At 30.7% G+C, this 23313-nt stretch carries 28 protein-coding genes and 2 pseudogenes; 7 read left to right on the forward strand and 23 right to left on the reverse strand.

The window, feature by feature from the left end; translation table 11 throughout:
• Positions 1-15: 15 nt before the first annotated feature.
• From KTC94_RS05820 to KTC94_RS05835, 4 genes are all read right to left on the reverse strand, one after another.
• Entirely contained in the window at positions 16-744 is a 729-nt protein-coding gene (locus KTC94_RS05820; RefSeq protein WP_304518702.1) for an N-acetylmuramoyl-L-alanine amidase, read from the reverse strand.
• A gap of 294 nt (positions 745-1038) precedes the next feature.
• Positions 1039-1794: a hypothetical protein gene (locus KTC94_RS05825; RefSeq protein ID WP_220286606.1), complete on the reverse strand. Its 756-nt coding sequence runs from the start codon at positions 1792-1794 to the stop codon at positions 1039-1041.
• Complete coding sequence (locus tag KTC94_RS05830) at positions 1784-3232, reverse strand: HAMP domain-containing sensor histidine kinase (protein ID WP_216303530.1); 1449 nt, start codon at positions 3230-3232, stop codon at positions 1784-1786. Before KTC94_RS05830 ends, KTC94_RS05825 begins: the two co-directional genes overlap by 11 nt.
• A 3-nt stretch (positions 3233-3235) precedes the next feature.
• Complete coding sequence (locus KTC94_RS05835; protein WP_220286605.1) at positions 3236-3892, reverse strand: response regulator transcription factor; 657 nt, start codon at positions 3890-3892, stop codon at positions 3236-3238.
• 274 nt (positions 3893-4166) lie between these two features.
• Between KTC94_RS05835 and KTC94_RS05840 the strand changes: the two genes are divergently transcribed.
• On the forward strand, positions 4167-4472 hold the full coding sequence (locus KTC94_RS05840) for a helix-turn-helix domain-containing protein (RefSeq protein ID WP_216303532.1): 306 nt from the start codon (positions 4167-4169) through the stop codon (positions 4470-4472).
• Between the two features lie 539 nt (positions 4473-5011).
• On the opposite strand, the pseudogene KTC94_RS05845 reads toward KTC94_RS05840, so the two are convergent.
• From KTC94_RS05845 to KTC94_RS05900, 12 genes and pseudogenes are all read right to left on the reverse strand, one after another.
• Positions 5012-5215: pseudogene (locus tag KTC94_RS05845) on the reverse strand (cell wall hydrolase); the annotation flags it as partial.
• 28 nt (positions 5216-5243) lie between these two features.
• Positions 5244-6152, reverse strand: a complete 909-nt coding sequence (locus KTC94_RS05850; RefSeq protein ID WP_304518703.1) for a polysaccharide deacetylase family protein — start codon at positions 6150-6152, stop codon at positions 5244-5246.
• 51 nt (positions 6153-6203) lie between these two features.
• Positions 6204-6908 carry an N-acetylmuramoyl-L-alanine amidase gene (locus KTC94_RS05855; protein WP_216303534.1) on the reverse strand — a complete coding sequence of 235 codons (705 nt, stop codon included), beginning with the start codon at positions 6906-6908 and terminating at the stop codon, positions 6204-6206.
• Between the two features lie 149 nt (positions 6909-7057).
• Positions 7058-7345, reverse strand: coding sequence for a DHHW family protein (locus tag KTC94_RS05860; protein ID WP_216303535.1), 288 nt, complete (start codon positions 7343-7345; stop codon positions 7058-7060).
• Between the two features lie 14 nt (positions 7346-7359).
• Positions 7360-8766, reverse strand: a complete 1407-nt coding sequence (locus tag KTC94_RS05865) for an MBOAT family protein (RefSeq protein ID WP_216303536.1) — start codon at positions 8764-8766, stop codon at positions 7360-7362.
• Between the two features lie 12 nt (positions 8767-8778).
• Complete coding sequence (locus tag KTC94_RS05870) at positions 8779-9384, reverse strand: GDSL-type esterase/lipase family protein (protein ID WP_220320563.1); 606 nt, start codon at positions 9382-9384, stop codon at positions 8779-8781.
• A gap of 222 nt (positions 9385-9606) precedes the next feature.
• Positions 9607-9795, reverse strand: a complete 189-nt coding sequence (locus KTC94_RS05875) for a sensor histidine kinase KdpD (RefSeq protein ID WP_304518719.1) — start codon at positions 9793-9795, stop codon at positions 9607-9609.
• Positions 9796-9810: 15 nt separating this feature from the next.
• Positions 9811-10410, reverse strand: a complete 600-nt coding sequence (locus KTC94_RS05880) for a HAMP domain-containing sensor histidine kinase (protein ID WP_258876477.1) — start codon at positions 10408-10410, stop codon at positions 9811-9813.
• Between the two features lie 5 nt (positions 10411-10415).
• Entirely contained in the window at positions 10416-10730 is a 315-nt protein-coding gene (locus tag KTC94_RS05885; protein ID WP_258876476.1) for a response regulator transcription factor, read from the reverse strand.
• A gap of 325 nt (positions 10731-11055) precedes the next feature.
• Positions 11056-11367, reverse strand: a complete 312-nt coding sequence (locus KTC94_RS05890; RefSeq protein WP_220320562.1) for a hypothetical protein — start codon at positions 11365-11367, stop codon at positions 11056-11058.
• 153 nt (positions 11368-11520) lie between these two features.
• A complete protein-coding gene (locus tag KTC94_RS05895; RefSeq protein ID WP_220320561.1) occupies positions 11521-11781 on the reverse strand; it encodes a phospholipase A2 family protein in 261 nt (86 codons plus the stop codon).
• Between the two features lie 8 nt (positions 11782-11789).
• Positions 11790-12386 (reverse strand): hypothetical protein, encoded by a 597-nt coding sequence (locus tag KTC94_RS05900; protein ID WP_220320560.1) that lies wholly within the window; start codon positions 12384-12386, stop codon positions 11790-11792.
• 212 nt (positions 12387-12598) lie between these two features.
• Between KTC94_RS05900 and KTC94_RS05905 the strand changes: the two genes are divergently transcribed.
• From KTC94_RS05905 to KTC94_RS05915, 3 genes and pseudogenes are all read left to right on the forward strand, one after another.
• Positions 12599-12895, forward strand: coding sequence for a transcriptional regulator (locus tag KTC94_RS05905; RefSeq protein WP_220320559.1), 297 nt, complete (start codon positions 12599-12601; stop codon positions 12893-12895).
• Between the two features lie 52 nt (positions 12896-12947).
• A pseudogene (locus KTC94_RS05910) lies at positions 12948-13151 on the forward strand (VOC family protein); the annotation flags it as partial.
• Between the two features lie 264 nt (positions 13152-13415).
• Positions 13416-13598, forward strand: coding sequence for a hypothetical protein (locus KTC94_RS05915; RefSeq protein WP_216304601.1), 183 nt, complete (start codon positions 13416-13418; stop codon positions 13596-13598).
• Between the two features lie 318 nt (positions 13599-13916).
• Here the strand turns inward: KTC94_RS05915 and KTC94_RS05920 are convergent, their stop codons facing one another.
• Positions 13917-14492 (reverse strand): recombinase family protein, encoded by a 576-nt coding sequence (locus KTC94_RS05920; protein WP_216304602.1) that lies wholly within the window; start codon positions 14490-14492, stop codon positions 13917-13919.
• A 491-nt stretch (positions 14493-14983) separates the two neighbouring features.
• Between KTC94_RS05920 and KTC94_RS05925 the strand changes: the two genes are divergently transcribed.
• Both KTC94_RS05925 and KTC94_RS05930 read left to right on the forward strand, forming a co-directional pair.
• Positions 14984-15118 carry a hypothetical protein gene (locus tag KTC94_RS05925; RefSeq protein WP_258280728.1) on the forward strand — a complete coding sequence of 45 codons (135 nt, stop codon included), beginning with the start codon at positions 14984-14986 and terminating at the stop codon, positions 15116-15118.
• 187 nt (positions 15119-15305) lie between these two features.
• The gene (locus KTC94_RS05930) at positions 15306-16766 is read left to right on the forward strand and encodes an IS1182 family transposase (protein ID WP_220287894.1); all 1461 of its coding nucleotides are present in this window, start codon (positions 15306-15308) and stop codon (positions 16764-16766) included.
• Positions 16767-17149: 383 nt separating this feature from the next.
• Here the strand turns inward: KTC94_RS05930 and KTC94_RS05935 are convergent, their stop codons facing one another.
• The 3 genes from KTC94_RS05935 to KTC94_RS05945 form a co-directional block, all read right to left on the reverse strand.
• A complete protein-coding gene (locus KTC94_RS05935) occupies positions 17150-17587 on the reverse strand; it encodes a hypothetical protein (RefSeq protein ID WP_216304633.1) in 438 nt (145 codons plus the stop codon).
• Positions 17568-17789 (reverse strand): helix-turn-helix transcriptional regulator, encoded by a 222-nt coding sequence (locus tag KTC94_RS05940; RefSeq protein WP_216304634.1) that lies wholly within the window; start codon positions 17787-17789, stop codon positions 17568-17570. The genes KTC94_RS05935 and KTC94_RS05940 overlap by 20 nt, the downstream gene beginning before the upstream one ends.
• Positions 17790-18019: 230 nt before the next feature.
• Entirely contained in the window at positions 18020-18460 is a 441-nt protein-coding gene (locus tag KTC94_RS05945; RefSeq protein ID WP_220320575.1) for a hypothetical protein, read from the reverse strand.
• A 12-nt stretch (positions 18461-18472) separates the two neighbouring features.
• On the opposite strand from KTC94_RS05945, the gene KTC94_RS05950 reads away from it, so the two are divergent.
• A complete protein-coding gene (locus tag KTC94_RS05950; RefSeq protein WP_304518720.1) occupies positions 18473-18811 on the forward strand; it encodes an HNH endonuclease in 339 nt (112 codons plus the stop codon).
• A 359-nt stretch (positions 18812-19170) separates the two neighbouring features.
• Here the strand turns inward: KTC94_RS05950 and KTC94_RS05955 are convergent, their stop codons facing one another.
• The 3 genes from KTC94_RS05955 to KTC94_RS05965 all read right to left on the reverse strand — a co-directional run bounded on the left by KTC94_RS05955 (position 19171) and on the right by KTC94_RS05965 (position 23036).
• Positions 19171-20298 (reverse strand): IS256 family transposase, encoded by a 1128-nt coding sequence (locus tag KTC94_RS05955; protein ID WP_258280770.1) that lies wholly within the window; start codon positions 20296-20298, stop codon positions 19171-19173.
• Between the two features lie 241 nt (positions 20299-20539).
• The gene (locus KTC94_RS05960; RefSeq protein ID WP_220287645.1) at positions 20540-21622 is read right to left on the reverse strand and encodes an XdhC/CoxI family protein; all 1083 of its coding nucleotides are present in this window, start codon (positions 21620-21622) and stop codon (positions 20540-20542) included.
• A gap of 268 nt (positions 21623-21890) precedes the next feature.
• Positions 21891-23036 carry a DnaD domain-containing protein gene (locus tag KTC94_RS05965; RefSeq protein ID WP_304518704.1) on the reverse strand — a complete coding sequence of 382 codons (1146 nt, stop codon included), beginning with the start codon at positions 23034-23036 and terminating at the stop codon, positions 21891-21893.
• Between the last annotated feature and the right edge of the window lie 277 nt (positions 23037-23313).

The following is a 23313-nucleotide window of genomic DNA, read 5'->3' on the forward strand; positions in this document are numbered from 1 at the left end:
TTAGTGTAAAACTAATTACTTTTTAACTGATGACTTATAATTTAAAATTCCTTTTGCTATACTATTAGCACATACTTCTTGTCCACTTTCAGATGTTATAAAATTAGCATCTGAAGAATTACTTAAAAAACCTATTTCAATTAATGCGGAAACAGAATTATTAAGCTTTAATACAGCCAATGAGTATCCATTAGATTCATATTTTAAACCTCTATCGGCGGAGTACTTACTATTACCAAGTTCCTTTTGGATGCTTTTAGCAAGTTTTTCACCATCAGTATTAGGAAACCTACACCAGGTTTCTACTCCATGATAACTAGAGTCAGTAGCAGCATTGCAATGTATAGATACAAATGCATCTGCTTTAGCCTCATTTGATACTTTAACTCTTGCTCTAAGATCTAGCTTATTATCAGAGGGCCAGGACACTTTATCAGTAGTCCTTGTATATAACACCTTAATACCATCTTTTTCTAAGAGATCGCCTACTTTAAGAGCAATTGCTAATGTTACATCCTTTTCAAAAATATTCGATGAGTTTGTAGCACCAACATCATATCCGCCATGGCCTGCATCAATACATACTGTAAAATTAGAAGTATTACTCTTTTGCTCGTGGTTATTAATAATCTGTGGATTAGCATTCGCTCCTTTTTTTACTGGATTACTAATAAATAGCAATCCCAAGATTAATAAGAATGCAAAGAGTGCTTTTATACTTATTTTCGACAACTTTTTTTTCATAGATTTCCCTTCTTTCTACATTGTTTTTGCTTTTTATCGTTTATCTGATATATTTAATTATAATAGGAGAATATATCAGAAGTTTTTAATAGTTGTAAAGCATATGTAAAGAAAAGAATTATCTAGTTCTAAAAAAATACTCACTTTTAACAAAATAAGATTTTGTTAAAAGTGAGTATTTTGTAAAGAGACATATATAAGAAAAAGCATTCCGAATATGGGATGCCTTTTCTTATTTATGTCACTTACACTAAAGTAGTAAGTTTTATGATTTTATTCCATTTGTTTATTTTCTTACCAACTAGTATTAGATTGAATTATCGCCATTACTCCTATTGAGAAACTGTATATTTTTTTAGTGCTCTCATCAATAGAAATTATTACCTTATTACTAGCTACGTCAGCATCCTCGTATACTAAACTGCATCCAACTGGCTCCTTTACGCTTTTCGGATTTTGATTAACTAACTTTATATTTTTAATATTAGCAATATTATTTTTTAGTATAAATTCTTTTGCTATTTTTTTTGCTTCGGTTATATCAATACTACTGTTTGAAGAAGGTATAATCTCACTATCATAACTGTTAAAATATATACATTCTCCTGTTTTTGAATCTATTTTCATAACATAGCCTGTGTAATTTGTATTTTGTGTTTTCTTTTCTACTCTTGTAAAAAATTCTACATTATATAAACCGTTTTCTAACACAGATTTACTATATTCCAATTGCGTTTTTGAATAATTACTTGGCTTTATCAGCTCTAAATCTTTTTTTAACATTGATGAACTAAAGAACTGAACATTACTTCCAACCTCTGTCAGGTAAAGTTTCACATTAAAATATTTTTCTAAAATTTCTAGAGCTTTTAATTTTGCTCCTTCCTCTGTTAAGATTTTTTTTCCATTCACTATATCTGAAGTAGATATAGTATTTTTATCAAGCTTTATAACTACCAGTTGATTTTTTTTTATGTTACTAAAATCACTACAGGAAGTTAAAAAAATACTAGAAATCAATAATACGAGAAGTATTATTTTATGTTTCATGAAAGGAGTCACCACCTTTACAAGTATTAAATATTAATTTAATTGAAGTTCCCTTATCTATTTCACTTTCAACTACAAAGCATCCACTATGAATATCCAATATCTTTTTACATATTGATAAACCTAATCCGGCACCATTACTTGCCCTAGTTCTTGCTTTATCAACCATATAGAAGGGTTCAAAGATCTTATCTATATGTTCCTTAGCAATCCCTATGCCATGATCTTTTATTTCAACTTCATATTTATATTTGTTAATACCAATGTGAATTTCTGATTTAACCTTAGAAGCTTTTATAGCATTGTCTATAAGATTAGTTAGTAGTACCTTCATTAAATCACGTTGCATCATCATTTCAAAATCATTGTCCTCTATTACTAAGCTTATGTTTTTTTCAATAAGTTTTGGAAGCAATGACCCTTTTACTTCAAGAACAATGTTTTTTATGCTTTCATTTTGCAGCTTAAACTCTTCTTTTCTTAATAGTATTAAGTCCATTAGCCTAAAAGATAATTCCTCTAACCGCTTTCCTTCTCCATATATATAGCCAAGACCGTCTATAAAAATTTCCTCATTATATTTGGTGGTACGAAGTAAATTTGCATACCCTATTATAGAAGTTAATGGTGTTTTTAATTCATGGGCCAAGTTATCGATGAACCTCTGCTTTTCATTATTATTTCTTTCTAATTCATTTATTTTTTCTTCAACAACCTCAGCCATTGTATTGAAATTTTCTGCCAGCACGCCAAATTCATCTTTAGATTTTATTTCTACCTTTTCTGAAAAGTTTCCTTTAACTATTCTTTTAGTAGCCCCTATAAGATTCTGGATTGGTTTTGTTATATATTTACTTGCAAAATACATAAACGCCATGAAAACTAAAGATACTACTACGTCTAGTTTAAAAAAGAAAACATACTGATTTCCTCTTTCTTTATAAATTCCTGAAATATTTCGCGCATAAGTAAATTTATAGGATTTATTATTTATATTTATCAAGTTTGATATAAATATATATGATTTATTACCTATATCCTTAATTATATATTGTCTTTTATCTGGTTGAAGTGAATTGATTTCTTCTCTTTTATCAGGCATTTTAAAATTCATATTACTAAACACACTTTTATTATTTGTATCTAAAATCTCTACATAAACATTTTTATCATTGTATTTTTTGTAATAATCATTGATGGCATTAGATAAAATTTCATCATCCGAGCTGGTATTACGGGAATACCTTCTTAAAGTGTCATACACCGGAATACTTAAATTCACTCCTGAATAAATACTCAAATGTTCACTTAAACATCTATCTACTTCTCTTTTTAATGTTTCATTATGAATCTTTTCTATTATTAAAATTCCTGCAAAGCTAAAGGTTAAAATAAATAAAGTCAAAAATAAAATGTATATTCTTTGCCAAAATTTCATCTATTAGTCCTCCAACCTGTAGCCAATTTTATAAACCGTCTTAATATTATCATTTAGGTCTAATTTTTTTCTAATTGAACCTATATGCATATCAACAGTTCTAGTTCCTCCAAAATAATCATATTTCCATACTCTTTCTAATAGTATATCTCTAGTTAATGCTATATTTTTATTTTGCACCAATATACATAATAATTCAAATTCCTTAAGAGTTAAATCTACTATTTTGCCACTTTTTTTTACTATTCTTTCTTTTAAATATATTTTAATATCTTTAAATTCCAAAGCATCATTAGCTTTTCCATATCTTCTAAGAACAGTTTCAATTCTTGCTAACAGTTCTAGAGCCTCAAAGGGCTTTACAATATAATCTTCTGCTCCTAATTTTAATCCAGTTACTTTATCAATAACTGAGTTTTTAGCAGTAAGAAATATAACAGGAATATCTAAATATCTTATTTTATCCATTATAGTAAAACCATCAGCATTTGGAAGCATAACATCCAGTAGTATTAAATCAAAAGGTTCATTTTCAATTATATTAATTGCTTCTAAGCCATCATAAACTTCTTTAGTTTCATAATTTGCTATATTTAAATTTAATCTGATTAAGTTTGATATTGCTAAATCATCTTCTACTATTAGAATCTTTTGTTTCAAACAAATCACCTCCAATAATATTATTGTTTTATTTATTCAAATTTATTAATATAAATAATTAGCAAGTAAAATTATAAACTATTTATATATGAGAAGATTATCCTATATGTAAAGTTGTTGTAAAGTTTTAGATACTTATCTAATAAATTATTATATTTTAATCCTATTGTCTGATATCTACTTTAACTTTTTTCCTTGTATAGGTAAATCTTAAAAGTTTTAATAATATTTATCATCGTTAAAATTAATTGTTGTTTTGACGTTTTTTACAGCTATGATAATTAGTAAAGATGATAGTGAATCAGAAAATCTCTCTTCAATTATTGAAGAATTAGCTCAATGTTCAATTAATAAAATAACCTCTGCTAAAGGTATTACTATTGAATATTTAAAACAAGAAGATAAGATTCATATAGTCGAGGAACTTCATCAAAAAGGGATTTTTCTATTAAAAGGTGCCGTTAAACAGCTTGCTAACACATTAGGGTCATCTGAAGCCACCATTTATAGATATGTTCAGAAAATAAAAAGAGGGTGTAAATTATTTTGTGTATTCTCTTCCTTTAAGCAAAATAATTGAATTATTTAATTATGAAAAAATGTTAGTATAGTTGATAAATGTTGTTACTTATTATAGATACAAAATCCTTTCTTTTAAGACTTTTAACTAATTGGGTTATGTTGAAATATTGCAAAAATATATAGGCTTGATGCAACAGCTATTATATAATGTATACAGGGGTAGTGCTCGCAAAGCGTAAATTTACAACGCTAAGCCAGTTATTTACAATTCAACACTATTATTTTAATATTCCGACTTAGAATTAATATGTAATAGTTCTAACTCGAAAAAGTATATACCATCAGTGTAAAGCACTGATATATCTAGGGTTTAATCACTAAATGATAAAGCTCTTATTTTTTTGATCAAAACAAGTTAGTTAAAATACAATTATAGTATTGATAATACTAACTAAGCGAGAGATAAAAATGGCAAATGATAAACTGAAAAAAGGAAGCAAAACACCGATATATTCAACAAATTTTTTGAATATATCGGTGTTTTAGTAATATATGTCTTAACGTATAAAATCCGCGTTTTGCGATTATTACCCCCTAATGTATTTGTTCTAGTGGACTTGCCCAAATGGTTTTAGGGTTAGCAATGCCACCAAGTTCGGAGGCTACACGATCAAATTGTCCTGTCTGGAATATAACTTTTCTTAAATCACCTTGACCTATCCTAAGATATTCGTCATAAGCTTCATTAATTCCGTTCATGACCACAGAAGCAACAGCTTTCATCCCATTTTCACCTCCTCCAAAATTACTTTACAGTGCCCTCCGAAAGTTATTTTATAATCTTAAATTCATATCCATTTGTTTTTAGATAGTCTATAATTCCAGGTAATGCCTTTGCAGTTTCTTCCTTACCATAGGTATCATGCATTAATACTACTATTTTTTCTTGTGTACCTACAGATTCTTTAAATGCCTCTACTAATTCGGGTGCAGTTTTGTTTTTACCCTCAGCATCGAAAATATATGCATTCCAATCTATACTATACATATCTTTTTCCTTTAACTTGGCATTCAATTCAGTCAAATTAGGATCATCGTAGTACACTCTAGACATATATCCACCTGGCATTCTCATTGCTCGTGCATTAAAATCTTGTCCTAAAATATCTTTTAAGATATTGTTAGTTTTCTCAAGTTCAGCCATATAAATACTTACATCAAGTCTGTTATGAGGATATAATGTTTTCATTGAATGACTATAGCTATGATTTCCTATAGAATGTCCTTCTTTGGAAATTCTTTTTATAAGCTCTTTACTTGAATTATTAGATTCTATAAGGTTTCCAACAGTAAAGAAGGTTGCTTTTATTTTATTATCTTTTAATACATCTAGTACTTGTGGTGTTACAGTAGTAGATGGGCCATCATCAAAAGTAAGAAATGCCATTTTTTTGCCATCTTTCACGCCTCTACCGCTAGATATATCTGATACTTTTTGTATATCATAATCAGCTGCAGCATTGGCGGCTTTAGTATTTAAATCTTTAGCTTTCTTATCCGCTTCGTCTTTTTCCTTTATTTCCTGTGCCTTAGCCTGTAATACCTGATTTCCCTTGGCTTGAACATTCACTTCTGAAACCCATGTATACCCTGTATAAAATAAAGCACATAATATAATAGAAAATACTATAATTACAGTGTTTCTTATTGTCTTAAATTTATTGCTTTTTATTCTCATAATTTTTTTCTCCTTTGTTATATCTAAACATTAATTTTAGTTAAAAACTAATTACTTTTTAACTGATGACTTATATTTTAAAATTCCTTTTGCTATACTATTAGCACATACATCTTGTCCACTTTCAGATGTTACAAAATTAGCATCTGAAGAATTACTTAAAAAACCTATTTCAATTAATGCGGAAACAGAATTATTAAGCCGTAATACAGCCAATGAGTGTCCATTAGATTCATATTTTAAACCTCTATCGGCGGAGTACTTACTATTACCAAGTTCCTTTTGGATGCTTTTAGCAAGTTTTTCACCATCAGTATTACGAAACCTACACCAGGTTTCTACTCCATGATAACTAGAGTCAGTAGCAGCATTGCAATGTATAGATACAAATGCATCTGCTTTAGCCTCATTTGATACTTTAACTCTTGCTCTAAGATCTAGCTTATTATCAGAGGGCCAGGACACTTTATCAGTAGTCCTTGTATATAACACCTTAATACCATCTTTTTCTAAGAGATCGCCTACTTTAAGAGCAATTGCTAATGTTACATCCTTTTCAAAAATATTCGATGAGTTTGTAGCACCAACATCATATCCGCCATGGCCTGCATCAATACATACTGTAAAATTAGAAGTAATACTCTGTGAATTAGCATTCTCTCCTTTTTTCACCATATTACTAATAAATAGCAATCCCAGGATTAATAAGAATACAAAGAGTGCTTTTATATTTATTTTCAACAACTTTTTTTTCATGGATTTTTACCCTCTTTCTACATTGTCTTGAACTTCATCGTTTATCTGACATATTTGATATGTATCAGAAGGATCTTGTAGTTGTAGCATTTTTCTCTCATATTGATCAATCGTTGCTAATGTTACTATCCACAGCAATGTAATAAAAATTACCTTTTAAATAAAATTTGATTGGAGCCTTTCTGAATATGAACCCAAAAATTTCGAGAAGGGAACTGATCAGAAAAATATGATTCAACCTTAGTCTCATAACTGCCATCTAATACTTTTTCAATACGAAAAACAGGCCATTGTGCTAAGTAACGCCTCTCCTCTCTTGAATAGGTTTTAGCCGGTAGAGCAAGATTCAATATAAACATAGCAAGTATAAATAAAAGCGGCAACATACACACGATATTCTGTATAACGGCAAGTTTTTTTTTGTTACTTATTCTCATATCAATCCTCCTGGTCAAAATCGGAAATATATAAATGGGTTGTAGGTTGAACTAACCATGTATGCCGTTGAAAAAAACATTAGTACACAATAATACACGGTTACTGCTAATTTATAAATATTGTAATGACTTCTTTCAAATACTAACGCCAGTTCCTTAGGCCAAGGTGAAGCCGCAATGATACAAACAATATATAAGATGGCATAAGCTTTTAGCTTCACAATTGCTTGGTTATTAATAAGCGCATTACCTCCTACTCCAGACATGATCCGCAGAAAACCGAGCATATCCGTCAGGTTGGTAAATTCAAAAAGCACCCAGCCTATAACAACAAACAGCAATAAGTATATATGACGGACAACCTTTGGCCATCTTGTCATGCTTTTCTGCAAAAACAATTTTTCTATTAATATTAAAGCTCCAAAATAAAGCCCCCATAAAACAAAATTCCAACTTGCACCATGCCAGAGCCCGGTGAGAAACCATACAATGAACATGTTCCGTATCAGTTTCCACTTACCGACACGGTTTCCACCAAGAGAAATATATACATATTCCTTAAACCATGATCCTAGGGAGATATGCCACCTGCGCCAAAATTCCGAAATACTTTGCGAAATATATGGATACTGGAAGTTTTCCTTGAAACGAAATCCAAACATTTTTCCCAATCCGATAGCCATATCTGAATACCCGCTAAAATCGAAATAAATCTGTAATGTAAAGGCAATAATCCCGGCCCATGCCATGAGCATTGAAACTTCTGTACCTGGCATGGCTTTTACTTCAGACCATAGTAGTCCTATATTATTTGCAAGAAGCATCTTTTTCGCAAGACCACACAGAAAGCGCTGCATCCCGGAGTTGAATTTTTTGAAGTTCATGCTCCTGTAAGCTAACTGTGATTCAATGTCTGCATAGTTCACAATAGGCCCTGCCACCAACTGCGGGAACATAGTAATATAAAGGGCAAATAGAATCAGGCTTTTCTGCTGCTTTATTTTTCCCCTATATACATCAATCACATAAGATAGTGTCTGAAAGGTATAAAACGAAATTCCTATGGGAAGCGTTGGTGTTCCAGCATTCAAATTCCAACTGCCAATTGATGCTATTGTACTTATGATCATGCCGATGTATTTAAAATAAGCGAGACAGCCTAAATTGAGCACCAGGCTTATTATTAAAAAAAGCTTCCTTTTTCGGCTACTGGTATCAGATCTACCTAAGAGAGTGCCTAGACAGTAATTAACCGTTATGGAACCGCACATCAATAACACATAGATAGGTTCTCCCCATGCATAAAAAAACAGGCTTGCAGTCAGCAGGACAATATTCCTAAAGTGCTTTCCTAAGGAATAATATAGAATTACTGTGATAGGCAAAAAAGCAAATGTAAAAAACAGACTACTGAATATCATATGGTCCCTCCACTATAATAATTTAGAAAGTTTCTTCAACCACAGCTGATAAAATTCTTTCTTGAAGTGAACACCATCTTCCGCAAATAAATCAGGGTTTTCCTTTGCCAATGCTCCTATGTCTATATAATTAACTGATAACTTGCCCGCCAACTCCTTTAAAAGCTCATTGTATTCATCTACATTTTTATAGCGGGGTTCTAGTTTTAATGCCTCCTGTGTTACAGGTGTTATGGACTGGAGATATATCTTACAATTGGGATGTTCTTCCTTTATCTTGTTAATCAGTTTTGTTAAATCATTTCTGAATAATTCTTTAGGATCCTTCACAGGCATGAACAGGTCATCCGATCCCAACATGATAAAGACGTTGTCCGGTTTCTTTTTAGTCAAGCCATCAATTTTATCATACGTAAACCCGGCTGTGGCTCCTGCCGCAGCTATTACACTTTCTTTAGGAAGAATTTCATTGATGACAAAACCTTCGGTAATGGAATCTCCGATAAACACATTGTTCTTAGACTTAGCTGTAACATCCTTTGCAGCATTTGTATTCCCGCAGGCAGTCATACCTATCAAAAGAATACCCATAAGGAAACTAATAATTAATTTTTTCATAAAAATACCTCTTTTCTTTATTTGATAAACTTATATTACAATAGTAAAATGCAGAACAGGTGCAGATAAGATAGAGTTCGGATATTATTTCTTTCTAATTTTTTGCAGAACAAAAGCCATGAAGTACCCTTCATAGCTTTTTCGTCAGTAAAATATTAATTTTTTTGAATAAAAGTATCTTAAAGAAGGCATATATCTTCCTCTGAAGATATAATCAATGATTTATGGTTGGACCGGTAGAGAAAAGAAAAAACGGACGCCATCTTTCGTATTTTCCACACCATAAATTGCATGATGAAGCTCCAATATCCCCTTGGATATGGAAAGTCCAAGACCCGTACCTGCTTTGGATGTCCGTGCCTCCACACGGTAGAATTGGTCCCATATCTTTTTCCTGTCTTCCTCTAATATTGGCTTCCCCTGATTTTATATGCTGATTTCTGCTGTCTCTCCATTGCAGCTTATAGCAATTACGATTGCATATCCATTCTCCGTATTCCGGATTGCATTACTGAGAAAATTAGTAATAACGCGACTGATTAGCCATTTATGCCCCACTACAATTTTAGGGCAAAGTCTTAATATAAGAGAGATATTTTTCTCCTGTATTTGCTCAGCCAGGGACTTGCATACTTCGGTAATTGCTTTATCCATTTCAAAAGGAGCTAATTCAGGCTTATAGGTACCAGATTCAAATTTAGCTAGATCCAACATGTTTACAACCAGCAAGTCCATCCGTTGTATTTCATCTTCCATCGCCTGTAAGTAATGTTCCCTTTTTTCAGCTGCAATTCCGTCTTTATAAATAGACAGACAACTTTTCATAACCGCAAGAGGCGTTTTCAGCTCATGAGATACACCTGCAATAAATTCCTTTCGTATAGTTTCTAATTTTCTCTCTTTATCAAGATCCTGTTTAAGCTGACCAATATATACTTCCATCTGGTTCGACAGATAATTAATATTTTGGGATAACTGACCAATTTCATCGGCGGAACGCACCGGCAGTTTTTCCGTAAAATCCATGTTTGCTATTTTCTATGGCTGTTCATTGTCTTTTCATCACCATAAAAATCATAACCCCATATTTTAGCTATTAATTGTTCTCTGGTAATTACAATCCCTCTATTTTGCATTAAGTAAGCTAGAATCTCAAATTCTGTATGAGTCAAATTAATAGTATTACAATCAATAGAAACAAGTCTTGACCCCATATTTATAACAATACCGCCGGCTGACGTCAACATTCCATCCATAGTACCTGGGTATTTTTCAAGAAATCGTTTCACTTTTGCCATTAGAACCAGAGGACTATATGGTTTGATCAGATAATCATCCGCTCCCAACTCATATCCCAGAAGAGAATCATCCTCATCTGAACGTGATTGCCGTACCCCTAGGATGGGAACATATAAATTTTATTGGACAGTATAATTTTGATGATAATTGTGATTATGATTTAGTAAATAATATGAGACCATTAAAATCAATCTAATAAAAAACAGTCACCTATTTCAATTAACTTGAATTTATGGTAACTGTTTTTCCTTAATGGGACTTTTGCACAAATTGCGAGCACTATCCCTTTAAGATAATCTTCTAGGAGTTTCGTTTCTGCTTCGGTAACAATCAAACCTTCAATTGCCAATGAAACTTTTGCATTATTATGATTTAACAAAATAGCAATGATGCAGTGGTGCCAAGACTACCCATAATTAACATTACCAATATTAACGATACAATATTCGTAATTATGCCTAATTTTGCCAATATGTTAGAGTGTATTTTTAGTGATATAGAAGCTAAAACACCACCTATTATACTTATAATAGGTGTCATGAACACTATTAATCCCCCTGAATTTTGACACGGTATTATTTGAAAAAGTCCGTTTAACATAAGCATAATCATAGTTAATGATATACTTATAGAAGTTATAGCAAATACTTTACTAATACCTTTCATATAGTGTTTATTTTTCATTAAATTGTCTCCTTTATCACAAATATTTACTCAATTACTTTTGAATGTTTCAAAAAACTCAGCATCTTTAATTTTTAGAATATGTTCTCACTCAGGTAATAATATAACTAAAATGATTTTTATATAAAAAAATCTATCTAACTACCATTTTACTTAATTATCATGTGAATATAGCGACATAAAGTATGTTTCCATTGCAATTATAGCTGCTCTTTGCTTGGCTGTTAGTTTGGGATATTTACCTACATTTGTTAAACAGGATACTAGTTGCATGTCACAGTTTTTTTTATTTCCACCTCCACCGTAACAATTATCATGTGTTTTACAGCAATTATCTATATTATCAATGGGGGTACCTGGTCCACTATATCCCGGGCCACACCATTTACCATAAAATGGGAACTTAAGAGACATAAGAGTACTTAGTCCTTTTTTAGATGTGGGTATACTAATAACGTTGATAATTTTTGTGAATTTTGATCATATTTAATATGATCAATTAAGTTTAACTTATTATCTTGTAAATCGTATAATTTAAAAACTCCATTATTTTCTATCTTTTCTTGTATCATAGCATATGAAGAATAGCCATCATCTGTACTAATAAATATAATAGAATCTTTATCTATCGAAAAACTAATAATGGATATTTGATAATCTTCGCCGGATATTTTACTAGATTTATTAACAATATAGTCCTTAGATTTTATTGTTCCATTATTATACAATTCATCAATTAATGTTTTAAACACAGTATCATTATCAGCTTTATTTTTTAATTCGGTTAATTCAGTTTGTGTTAGAGTACTAAGAGAGTTTAAATCTATTTGTTTTGAATTTGCAACTTCTAACATCATTTCTTCATAAGAAGAAGTTTTTTTATCATTCCCATTTTCATAAGAATTACAACTAGGGTTATTTAAATCCAGTGCTAATACTGTTGTGCTTAAATTATTTACTATTAATCCTCCCGATAAAACTAACGAGGTAAGAAATATTTTTAATTTTTTTGAACACATATAAATCCATTCTTTCAAAAATATTTTTGTTGACATTACAAGTATATACTATCAGTATTTTACAATTAATACAACTTAATGTTTTTATGTGAAATATATCTTCGAACATATTAAAAAGCCTTATTTAGCATTGAGTTTTACATTAACTTGAATTTATGGTAACTGTTTTTCCTTAATGGGACTTTTGCACAAATTGCGAGCACTACCCCATAATGGATCAATTAGAAGGATTGGAAGATATAAAATCTATACCTATGATGGGTGGTTACTTGTTTTATTATAAAGGTAGAATATTTGGTGGAATCTACGGAACAGGCTTTATGAAAAAAATTACTAAAGCAAGTAAACATTATATGCCTGATAGCATTTCAGAAAGTCCATACGATGGAGCAAAGCCAATGTTGCATGTAGATATTGCCGATAATAGTGAGATATTAAAACAAATGGTAGTAACTATGTATGAGGAATTACCCGAACCAAAACCAAAAAAGAAAAAGATAAAAAAATAAAAGATGAGAATTCCAGAAATGAGTAGTTTTAGTTATTGTGGTACTGAATGCAGTTGCATATACTGCTAAAAGCAAGGAAGAAGTATGTGAGGTCATTGAACTGGCAAGAAGGTCAGGAGCGAAAATCGAAAAAGAGCCACAGGATGTATTTTGGGGAGGATATCATGCCTATTTTTCTGATCCTGACGGATACCATTGGGAAGTTGCATGGGGACCTAATTTTACATTTGATAAAAATGATATGTTGGAGTTTTAGTAATACATATTTTTCAAATATTTCGTCTCAACTAACCCCATATCTAATGATATGGGGTTAATTTATTAAGTGTATATTGATATTCTGAAAGTAACACAATACCAATTGAGTTACTTTCACATTGAGGCTTACTACTGATTTTTTAAATTGTAAATATATTTAATTTATGGTAATTATGTTATAGTTAAATATATATTTTATGATGAACTTGTAGATTATTGCGTTTTAGATAATAAAATAATAATTAATCGTATTGGAGGTACAATGGGAAAAGTGAGAGGTAGTTGGAGTAAAACACAAACAGATGTATTTGTGCCATTGGTGGGTGTGTCAATGTTAATTCAAGTCATTCAGAATTGGAAGAAAAATAAAGAGGTTGCTAAAGTTAGTTTATTTGCTGCGATACTTGCTTTTGGGGTTTCAATTTTTAAATTTGTAATAAGATAAAATCAAATTTGTAAAATGGATTGGATTAGCGAAAGTAACACAAATGTAATTGTGTTACTTTCACATTGAGCCTATAGGCTAGATGTGCATAAACAACAAATGCCGTGAAATTTTATTATTTCACGGCATTTGTTGTTTACTTATTATGTTGAGTGTTTTTAATTTTGTTTATATCCAATTTAAGGTATAATATGATTTTGCCTTGACCTTTGTATACTCGGGGGTTGTGTAGTAACGGAACAGAAAACCGGTATAAGAACCGAAAATAATGATATCCATATTTTTCGAATTTAAAATCTCCAATATTACACAATGTACTTATTTAACCTTTCTTTTCCTAACTTCTCGAATTAGTGTTGACTTACTTATTCTAGTTATCGCTGCAACTTCTGTATATGAATTGTTTTTTAGCATCTCAATCGCATTATTTATTTGTTTTGATGTATATATCTTAGGTCTACCTTCTTTAAATCCTTCTTTAGTTTTTGCAATTGCTTTGCCTGTTTGGGTACGTTCAATAATTGTGTAACGCTCCATCTCGGCAACTGCTAATAGTGTAGTTAAAAAAAATTTACCCATACTTGTATTCTCTAGCAGTCCAATATTAATTACATGGACAGATATTCCTTTATTAAATAGATCTTGAACTATGCTAATGCCTTCTACAGTATTTCTAGCCAATCTGTCTAGTTTAGTAACTACTAAGGTATCCCCCTGTTTTAAATCCTCTATCAATTTATTGAATATAGGTCTATCAGTTGTAGTACCTGTGTACTGTTCTACTCTTATTTCCGCACCATTATATCTATCTAGTATATCCCTCGTCTGGACCTCTATGGAATGACCTTCTTTTAATTGTTTTTTTGTACTTACCCTTACATAACCTAGTATCACAATTCATAACTCCTTTATATCATATCGTTTTGACTGTAAGTTTTGACACCGTCCAATCCTTTGATTATACGTAAGCGTTTTATAGGTGTCAATACTGTTAAGTTATGACATTAAGATTTTATACATTTTCTTATATCGCTAAGCGTAAATTTACCACGTTAAGACACATATTACCAAAATGGCGATAAATTCAGAGAGAATATTAAATATACTCGTGTTAATTTAATGTTTTTCTTACTGTTTTAGTTAGCATTATCAATACTATAACTGAACTTTAACTAACTTGTTTTGAGTAAAAAAAATAAGAGCTTATCATTTAGTGATTAAACCCTAGATATATCAATAATCTACACTGATGTTATATATTTTTTCGAGTTAGAACTATTAGGTATTAATTCTAACTCAGAATGTTTTGATAAAAGTTTTTTTGGTAATAACTGTCTTAACGTATAAAATCCGCGTTTTGCGAGCACTACCCCATATTGGAGAAAATGGATATATCAGAAACAGCGATAAAAAATGTTTCGAGTGATGTAAAACAGGTTAAAGAAATTGTTGAGGTACTTGAAGAAGTTACTGGGAAACATGAAATTAAAATAAAAGTATTAGAACGTAGACCAGTATAATAATACATTCATTGCAGATTACCAAAAAAGCCACAGTATTTTTAGAGGCCACTGAAAAACTATATGAAAAATCGTCATCTAATTAAAGATGGCGATTTTTTTATATAAAAGACTAAAAAACAAAAAGGAATTTTAAAAGATATGTCGAATTAGTATAGTAGAATAAAATAAAAGGGGCTAAACTATTATGCTAAAAGGACAATTGGAAATAAAAATAAATACATACCATAGCTTATATTCGTTAATTATTCCGAAAGATAACATTTTAAAGCAAATTAATGACCTTGTTGACTTTTCATTTGTTTATGACGAATTGATGATTAACTATAGTTCATCTATGGGTAGAGGTGCTATTAACCCCATAATGCTATTTAAATATTTACTTTTGAAAGTAATATATGAATTGTCTGATGAAGATGTTGTTGAAAGAACTCTTTATGACATGTCCTTTAAATATTTTCTAAATTTAGCCCCAGAAGAAACAAATTTAATAAACTCAAGTACACTAACTAAATTTAGAAAGCTTCGCCTTAAAGACATGAATTTATTGGATTTATTAATAAACAAGACTGTAGAACTTGCTATAAAAGAGGGGGTTTTAAAAAGTAAAGCAATAATAGTTGATGCTACGCATACCAAGTCACGTTATAACCAAAAGTCAGCAAGCGAGGAATTATTGAAACGTGCAAAAAACTTAAGAAAAACATTGTACGGAGTACATCCTGGTATTAAAGAAGAGTTACCTAATAAAGTTACAACTGGAGTACTTGAAGATATTCTTGAGTACTGCAAATTATTAATTGATACCATAAACGAGAAGCCAGAAACTGCAGCAAATCCAGCTGTGAAAACTAAATTAAACTACTTAATGGAAGCTATTAATGATGACTTAGAAAATCTAAAAATATCAAAAGATGAGGATGCAAAAGTGGGGCATAAAACTGAGGATAGTTCTTTTTTTGGATATAAATCACACCTTGCTATGAGTGAAGAACGTTTAATTACAGCAGCTGTTATTACAACTGGCGAAAAAAGTGATGGAAAGGAGCTCATAACCTTAATAGAAAAAAGCCGTGAGGCTGGTATAGATGTAAATGAAGTAATTGGAGATACAGCTTATTCTGAAAAGAAAAACCTAGAATATACAAAAGAAAATAAAATTGCATTAATTTCAAGACTAAATCCTGTAATTTCACAAGGAATGCGAAAAAAAGAAGATGAATTTGAGTTTAATAAAGATGCTGGTTTATTTGTATGTCCGGCAGGTCATATGGCTATTAAAAAAGCAAAACAGGGAAAGAAGAATGTTGGTAAAAATCAAGTGCTAACCTACTATTTTAATGTAGAAAAGTGTAAAAATTGTGTTCATAAAGATGGGTGTTATAAAGAAGGCGCTAAATCTAAAACTTATTCAGTTTCAATAAAGTCAAATACTCACAAAGATCAAATAGAGTTCGAAAAAAGTGAATATTTTAAAAAACGAGCTAGGGAACGTTATATGATAGAGGCTAAAAACAGTGAACTTAAGCACCAACATAGCTATGATGTAGCAATATCGTCAGGCTTAATTAGCATGCAAATGCAAGGTGCATTATCAATCTTCACTGTGAATCTAAAGAGAATAATTAAGTTGAAAAGCATGAAATAGGGCTTTTAAAACTTAATTATAAAATAAAAAGCATGAGATATCCCAAATATGGATATCTCATGCTTTTTCTATTCAAGCTTGAAAACTCTACTAAATAAAGAGTGCTTTTTTCAGCGGCCTCTATTTTTACTGTGGCTTTTTTGGTTCAATATAACATCTTGGGAGTTTTTGCCTATCCTCCGGAAACGGTATGTTAGTATGAGGCAGTAACGGCATCTAGGTGTACTTAAAAGTAATATATTACATAACAATATCAAATATTAGTATTAAGTAACATTCAAAATTAAGTTATTCATAATTTAAAATGCTATCGTATAACTGAATGTGCCAAACCCTGACAACTAATAAATTAGTTGTATTTTCATTGGTATATTTATTATGATTTAATTGCGTTTATTATGATAATAATTAGCAAACATATAAGAAATAATCATAATAGTTGGCATAATTGCTACTCCTACAAAAACACCTGATAAATCATTATTTTTAGTAACTCCTATGGCAACTGCTAATAATAAAGTTAAGACAATACTAATATTAAATGTAATTTTATAAGTGCTACTTTCAGTTTTGAGTATAACCAGTTTTTTTCTTTCATCATCGTCCTGATGATCATCTTTTGCACACTTACTATCTATTCCTCTATATATTTGCACAATACCAATTAACGCACAAATAATAGTGAATAAAATACTTTTACCATTTCTTATTGAATTCATATTATCCCAATTATTTATCAAGATTATAATATAGCCAACTGCTAATAAAATAAAAGAAACACCACTCCAAAAACCTTTTTTATTATATATCTTTTTTTTCATTTTTTAAATTCCCCTCCAAATCATATAATTTTTCTATGGTAGTATTAAAAACAAGTGCAATTTTATATGCCAACATAATAGATGGATTATACTGCTCTTTTTCAAGAGATATAATAGTTCTATTTGAAACGAAAACCAAGTCAGCCAATTGTTGCTGTGTCATATTTTTTTTTATTCGTAATTCTTTAATTTTATTTTTCAACAATCCACCTTCTTTCCACAATATGAAGCTTACTTGACGTGAAGTTAGCTTCATGATAATATAAACATATTGTATTGTCAACACAAAAAATATAAAAGAGCAAAACCTAAATCAATAAGTTTTACTCTTTTATATTTTTTTAATATGATATGAACTACAAGCAGTTCATATCATATTAAAAACTCGACACTATTAAGCTTGTCCAAATATGAGATTCTAGTGTGATTTTATTAAAATGGTAAAAGTAACTCGAGTAAAGCTACAATTCCAGGTATTGAAATTTCTGCCCATTCAGGTAACATCTTGTCAACAACACTCGTTAAGAAATTATGAATTGAATCGGAATAATTGGTATAAGCATCAATAGCTTTAGTTAATGCATCAAAAGTAACATACTTTTTTAATGGAGCAGGGATAGCTTTAATAACTTTAGCCTTATTAGCTTTCATCCATTTTGCAGCTGCTTTAACAGCCTTTTTAGCAGCTGCTGATGGGACACTCCTTGTATTCCTGACAGAGCCATTATTAATTATATCTTTAGCATTTCCTTTATTAGCAAGTGCCTTATTAGCAATTGTCTCATTAATTTTCATTTGAGTTTTAATTGCCTCATTTTGTGTTGCAGTAGTAGATTTAGTTACAGTAGTGGCATTTATTGAAGATACATTCACTGTATAATTACTATTTGTCGCTGCAAAAACAGTAGCGCTACTCCCAATAATCTTACAATAAAAGAATTATTGATAGCAAGTCATTGTAAACCTTGGAAGGACAGTAATAACATAGAACGATTAGATGTTAATAATGGTATGTTATTATGCGCAGGGCATGATTCATTATTTGATAAAGGTTTAATAACGTTTAACATTGATGGTAATATTATAATATCTAAAAGAATAGAGACATCTCAATTTAAATTATTGAATATTAATGAAAGTATAAATTTAAAGTTAAGAGTAGAACAAATTCCGTATATTAAGTGGCATAAGGAGAAAGTGTTTAATAAAATATCCAAAGTTTAATTAACTTTTTAAATTTTAGATATAAATAAACAATCAAGAACATACAACATAATGAAAATCATATTGGAGGGTGTAAATTATTTTGTGTATTCTCTTCCTTTAAGCAAAATAATTTAATTATGAAAAAATGTTAGTAGTTGATAAATGTTGCTACTTTGTAATTACTTTTCAGTATATTATTTCCATTTTTAGTTATCAATATACACTCTAGATATTAGGTTAGGGTAGTATTGAGAGTGATTTGAGTCGTTATTGATGAATCATACATGAACGGATTGCCTCTGGGTAGTCCGTTTTGCTTGTTTAACGGGAAAATTTAAGCTATAACTCTTAGGGGTTTGGGGGACGGAGTCCCAAAGCTACGCTCCTTCATTTAGGATCTCACTAAATAATATATTGAGCTGGCTGATAACAAGGTCCCAATTTGCATATACTCTAGTCCATTTCTTACTTACCTTTTCAGTTGCCAAATACAGCATCTTCATAAGACTATCATCGTTCGGGAATATAAGCTTTGTCTTCGTAACTTTTCTAAATTGACTGTTAAGACTCTCTATAGCATTTGTGGTATATATAATTCTACGAATATAATCTGGAAATACAAAGAAAGTTATGATATTATCCCAATTATCTTCCCAACTTTTTATTGCATTTGGATATTTACTACCCCATTTTTCTTTAGCAAAATTTGAATTTTCTAGTGCAAAATCTTTATTTACTGAGCCATAAACGGCTTTCAAATCTTTAGCAAATGCCTTATTGTCTTTATGTGGTATATATTTCATACTTGCTCTTAATTGATGAATTAGGCATCGTTGTATCTTTGCAAAAGGATATACCGCGCCTATTGCTTCCTTGAAGCCACTTAAGCCATCGACACAGAACACCAAAACGTTCTTAAGGCCTCTGTTTCTAAGGTCATTAAGCACTGAAAGCCAGAACTTACTGCTTTCATTTGCTCCTATCCAAATACCAAGCACCTCTTTTTCGCCATCCATATTTACACCTAAAACAACGTAGGCTGCCTTGATTATGATATGCTTGTCGTCACGTACTTTGTAGTGAATTGCATCCATAAAAATAAAAGAGTACGTTTTTTCAAGTGGCCTATTTTGCCACTCTGTAACTACAGGCATAATTCTGTTTGTTATATTCGAAACCATTTCAGCAGATATCTCAACCTCATATAGATTTTTCACTTGCTCTGATATGTCCCTTGTAGTCATTCCAGCTGCATAGAGCGCCATTATTTTATCTTCGATACCAGTTATATTTCTTTGATACTTAGGCAATATTTTAGGCTCAAATTCACCATTTCTACTGTTTGGAGTTTGTTTTTCGGATATATCATATTTATCATATCTAAGTTGCGAATCCATTTCTGCTTCTAATGTCTCCTGAAGAACGTCTCTAAACATACTTTTCATAGCAGTTAAAACCTCATTTGGACTTGTAAACTTTTGCTCGTTGATATAATCCCTTAAAATATCTTTCTAAATGTTTGACATAAAAATACTCCTCCTTGCAATCTTTGATAATTAGCTTATCTCAATTATTGCCAAGAAAAAGTGCTTTTTATCCTGTTTACACAAAATTATTTGCAGGCCTAATAAAAAACCAAGAAGAGGATTAAGACTTATAGCTTTTGTAATTATTTTAATTGTAACTTTAGATATGGACAAGTATATTTTATTTAACTAAAAATAAATGCGATCGTTATCGTGATGTTTAAAAAGCCTCTATTATTACCTCCATGATTCCTCCACATACCATCCCTTCGTCTTCAGCGATGGCGCCTGTCATATCTATGTTTTGAATTTGATACCCACCATTTCCGAGTAAGTTACGGGCGTCATTAATTATCGTGCCTTCGCTACACCCTCCGCCGATACTCCCTAAAATCTTACCATAAGGCCATACAAGCATTTTAGCTCCTGCATTTCTTGGAACGGAACCTTTCGTAGAAATGATTGTAATGATTGCCTTTGGAGAATTTTCTTCTTTGCACAATTCCATCAACACTTCATTGTCAAATTCCGGCCAATTACTTTTCGTATGCCTATTAATACTATTGGTTATATCACCGAGTCGTCTATAACTGATGACCTGAGATATAATAGAAAACGCTATCTCTTCTGGTGTTACTGCTCCTATCTCAAGACCTATAGGGGCATTGACTTTGTTTAACTTCTCTTGAGTATATCCTTCATTTACCATTTGCTCCATGACGCTTTTAACTCGCCGTTTTGAACCAATCATTCCAACATATGCAGTATCATGTTTTAAAACTTGTCTGAGACAATCCATATCATGCCTATGACCTCTAGTTACAATAACAACATAGGCAGAATTGTTTAAACTAATTAAGTCGAAACAGTTCTCGAAACTCTCACAAATCACTTTTTTAGCAGTAGGAAATCGTTCACTATTAGCAAATGATGGTCTGTCATCGATAACTGTAACTGAAAAACCTACTTTTGAACCAAATTCAGCTAAGGGCTTAGCTATATGTCCACCACCTAAAACTATCAAGCGTGGTTCTGGAAAATATGGTTCAATTAAATAAGCTTCACTTTCACTAATTTTAACAAGCTGAAGAATTCCAGTTTCTATTGCATAGTTTGCCTTTTGGTAAAGTAATTCATCTAAATCAGATATTCGATTATGGGAATTCAGACTTTCCTTTGTAAAAAGTGTTTTGTTCTGAGATGGTTTATTTCCACAATTTTTGTTATCCAACATTGTAATAATAACAGCATTATTTCCTGAGCCCACTTTATCCAGTAAATTTTTATAGGTATCTACATTCATGATTTCATTCCTCCAAGTTTATTATCATTTGAAATTCACCTTTGATAAGTTATTTATGTCTATAAACAAGCGAATTAACCAACAAACTATTACTTTATTATAACAATATATCCTAAAATTTCAATAACATTGCTGGATATATTGTTAACAACAAAAACTGAAAATTCATTTCCAATAAACCTTTCATCATATAATTAATACTATTTCTTTGAACCCATATCTCTGGAATATAAAATTCGTTATTAAGGGAATATCCAAAGATAACTAATCAGTATACTTGTCCTAATAGCTGTTTTTCTAGAAGATCGAAATCATATGTTCTTTGATCATAGTCGCAGAAGCCACCATTTTTCACATTAGGGCTTGAGCTGCCACTCTTTTTACTAGCCCACTGTTTTTGATAGGATTTTACCTGCTCAGCAGTTTTTATGCCTTTACTTATCCAGCTATTGAGTACTTTAGTGATGTACTTTATAGTTTTAGCATTATATTCTACAGCCTCATCAATAGCCATAATGATAACTTTGCTACTTACCTGCTTTGCAAAATCTAATATTTTTTCATACACCAAAGGCGTGATAGCATGTACATTTTCTTCAAATACCTTAAGTACACTTTTTAAGCCCTCAGCAGCAGCAGAATTATTTCTATATTTTATGACTATTGCTTCTTCTTTAGTTAATGCTTCTTCTTTATTTATTAATTCTTGTTCTTTATTTATTAATTCTTCTTTATTACTTCTTATTCTATTACTTGGTAGCCCCTTATAAGGGCCTTGTAAGCCCCTACTAATATCCTTGTTAATTATGAATTCACGTGGCTCCTGAATTTCTTCCTTTTTCAGAAAATCATTATTATCTTGGTCTTCTATATTTTCCATGGGAATTACATCAGAGCTTCTTTCTAAAGTAAGATTTATGGGATAATTGTCCACTTTTTCTAAGTAGCAATTTACAGAAGTTCTATCATCAGTAAAATTAATATCAAAAGATTCCTCTATAATGAGGTTCTCGAAAATTTTCGCTACATCTAATTGAGCTACATCACATTTTTTAAATAAAATTTTAAGAAATTCTTTATTTTTAACCCTGGATAACTCGTGATGAACACATTTAATAGCGTTTATATTGTTAGGTACGTTGTATTTCATCCAATTTAACAGCATAATCTCTTTCGTATCATCACAGTATAGTATTTTGTTATACTCACAGAATCTTTTAATTAGCTTATCTACAGTATCTCTGTTGTACCCAGTTTCTGTAGCTATAAATTTTTTTGATATTTCATAAATACCACACTGCGTTGTTTTGGTATTTGAAATAAGATATAAATAAAAGTATTTTTCCTCTGGTGTAAGTTCAAACACAAAGCTATCACTCCAAAATTCTGTATAAATCTGTCTGTATTTAGCCATTAGTTAATCCTCCTTAATATTAATTAAATCATCACCTGCAAATCTACACTATTAACACCTTTTAATTAAGCCCTATATATAATAGCCACGAGAATTGCAAATCCGAGTCCCCTAATACTAAATATTTTTAAGTTTTTTATAAATCTTTTTAAATTTACGTCCAGATTATGTTACATAATAATCCTGAATTAGATAAAACGTTTATAATATACTTATTATACTAATTTAACTTTGGGTTTTCTTTATTTAGTTTAAGCAAAACAAAACATTGTAGAAA

It is taken from the genome of Clostridium sp. CM028, from assembly GCF_030585565.1.
Taxonomy (GTDB): Bacteria; Bacillota; Clostridia; order Clostridiales; family Clostridiaceae; genus Clostridium_AD; species Clostridium_AD estertheticum_B.

Coding starts and splice junctions, on each gene's coding strand:
- KTC94_RS05820 (WP_304518702.1), bottom strand. CDS start 744: ATGAAAAAAAAGTTGTCGAAAATAAGTATAAAAGCACTCTTTGCATTC.
- KTC94_RS05825 (WP_220286606.1), bottom strand. CDS start 1,794: ATGAAACATAAAATAATACTTCTCGTATTATTGATTTCTAGTATTTTT.
- KTC94_RS05830 (WP_216303530.1), bottom strand. CDS start 3,232: ATGAAATTTTGGCAAAGAATATACATTTTATTTTTGACTTTATTTATT.
- KTC94_RS05840 (WP_216303532.1), top strand. CDS start 4,167: ATGATAATTAGTAAAGATGATAGTGAATCAGAAAATCTCTCTTCAATT.
- KTC94_RS05850 (WP_304518703.1), bottom strand. CDS start 6,152: ATGAGAATAAAAAGCAATAAATTTAAGACAATAAGAAACACTGTAATT.
- KTC94_RS05855 (WP_216303534.1), bottom strand. CDS start 6,908: ATGAAAAAAAAGTTGTTGAAAATAAATATAAAAGCACTCTTTGTATTC.
- KTC94_RS05860 (WP_216303535.1), bottom strand. CDS start 7,345: ATGAGAATAAGTAACAAAAAAAAACTTGCCGTTATACAGAATATCGTG.
- KTC94_RS05865 (WP_216303536.1), bottom strand. CDS start 8,766: ATGATATTCAGTAGTCTGTTTTTTACATTTGCTTTTTTGCCTATCACA.
- KTC94_RS05870 (WP_220320563.1), bottom strand. CDS start 9,384: ATGAAAAAATTAATTATTAGTTTCCTTATGGGTATTCTTTTGATAGGT.
- KTC94_RS05880 (WP_258876477.1), bottom strand. CDS start 10,410: ATGGATTTTACGGAAAAACTGCCGGTGCGTTCCGCCGATGAAATTGGT.
- KTC94_RS05890 (WP_220320562.1), bottom strand. CDS start 11,367: ATGAAAAATAAACACTATATGAAAGGTATTAGTAAAGTATTTGCTATA.
- KTC94_RS05895 (WP_220320561.1), bottom strand. CDS start 11,781: ATGTCTCTTAAGTTCCCATTTTATGGTAAATGGTGTGGCCCGGGATAT.
- KTC94_RS05900 (WP_220320560.1), bottom strand. CDS start 12,386: ATGTGTTCAAAAAAATTAAAAATATTTCTTACCTCGTTAGTTTTATCG.
- KTC94_RS05905 (WP_220320559.1), top strand. CDS start 12,599: ATGGATCAATTAGAAGGATTGGAAGATATAAAATCTATACCTATGATG.
- KTC94_RS05915 (WP_216304601.1), top strand. CDS start 13,416: ATGGGAAAAGTGAGAGGTAGTTGGAGTAAAACACAAACAGATGTATTT.
- KTC94_RS05925 (WP_258280728.1), top strand. CDS start 14,984: ATGGATATATCAGAAACAGCGATAAAAAATGTTTCGAGTGATGTAAAA.
- KTC94_RS05930 (WP_220287894.1), top strand. CDS start 15,306: ATGCTAAAAGGACAATTGGAAATAAAAATAAATACATACCATAGCTTA.
- KTC94_RS05935 (WP_216304633.1), bottom strand. CDS start 17,587: ATGAAAAAAAAGATATATAATAAAAAAGGTTTTTGGAGTGGTGTTTCT.
- KTC94_RS05960 (WP_220287645.1), bottom strand. CDS start 21,622: ATGAATGTAGATACCTATAAAAATTTACTGGATAAAGTGGGCTCAGGA.
- KTC94_RS05965 (WP_304518704.1), bottom strand. CDS start 23,036: ATGGCTAAATACAGACAGATTTATACAGAATTTTGGAGTGATAGCTTT.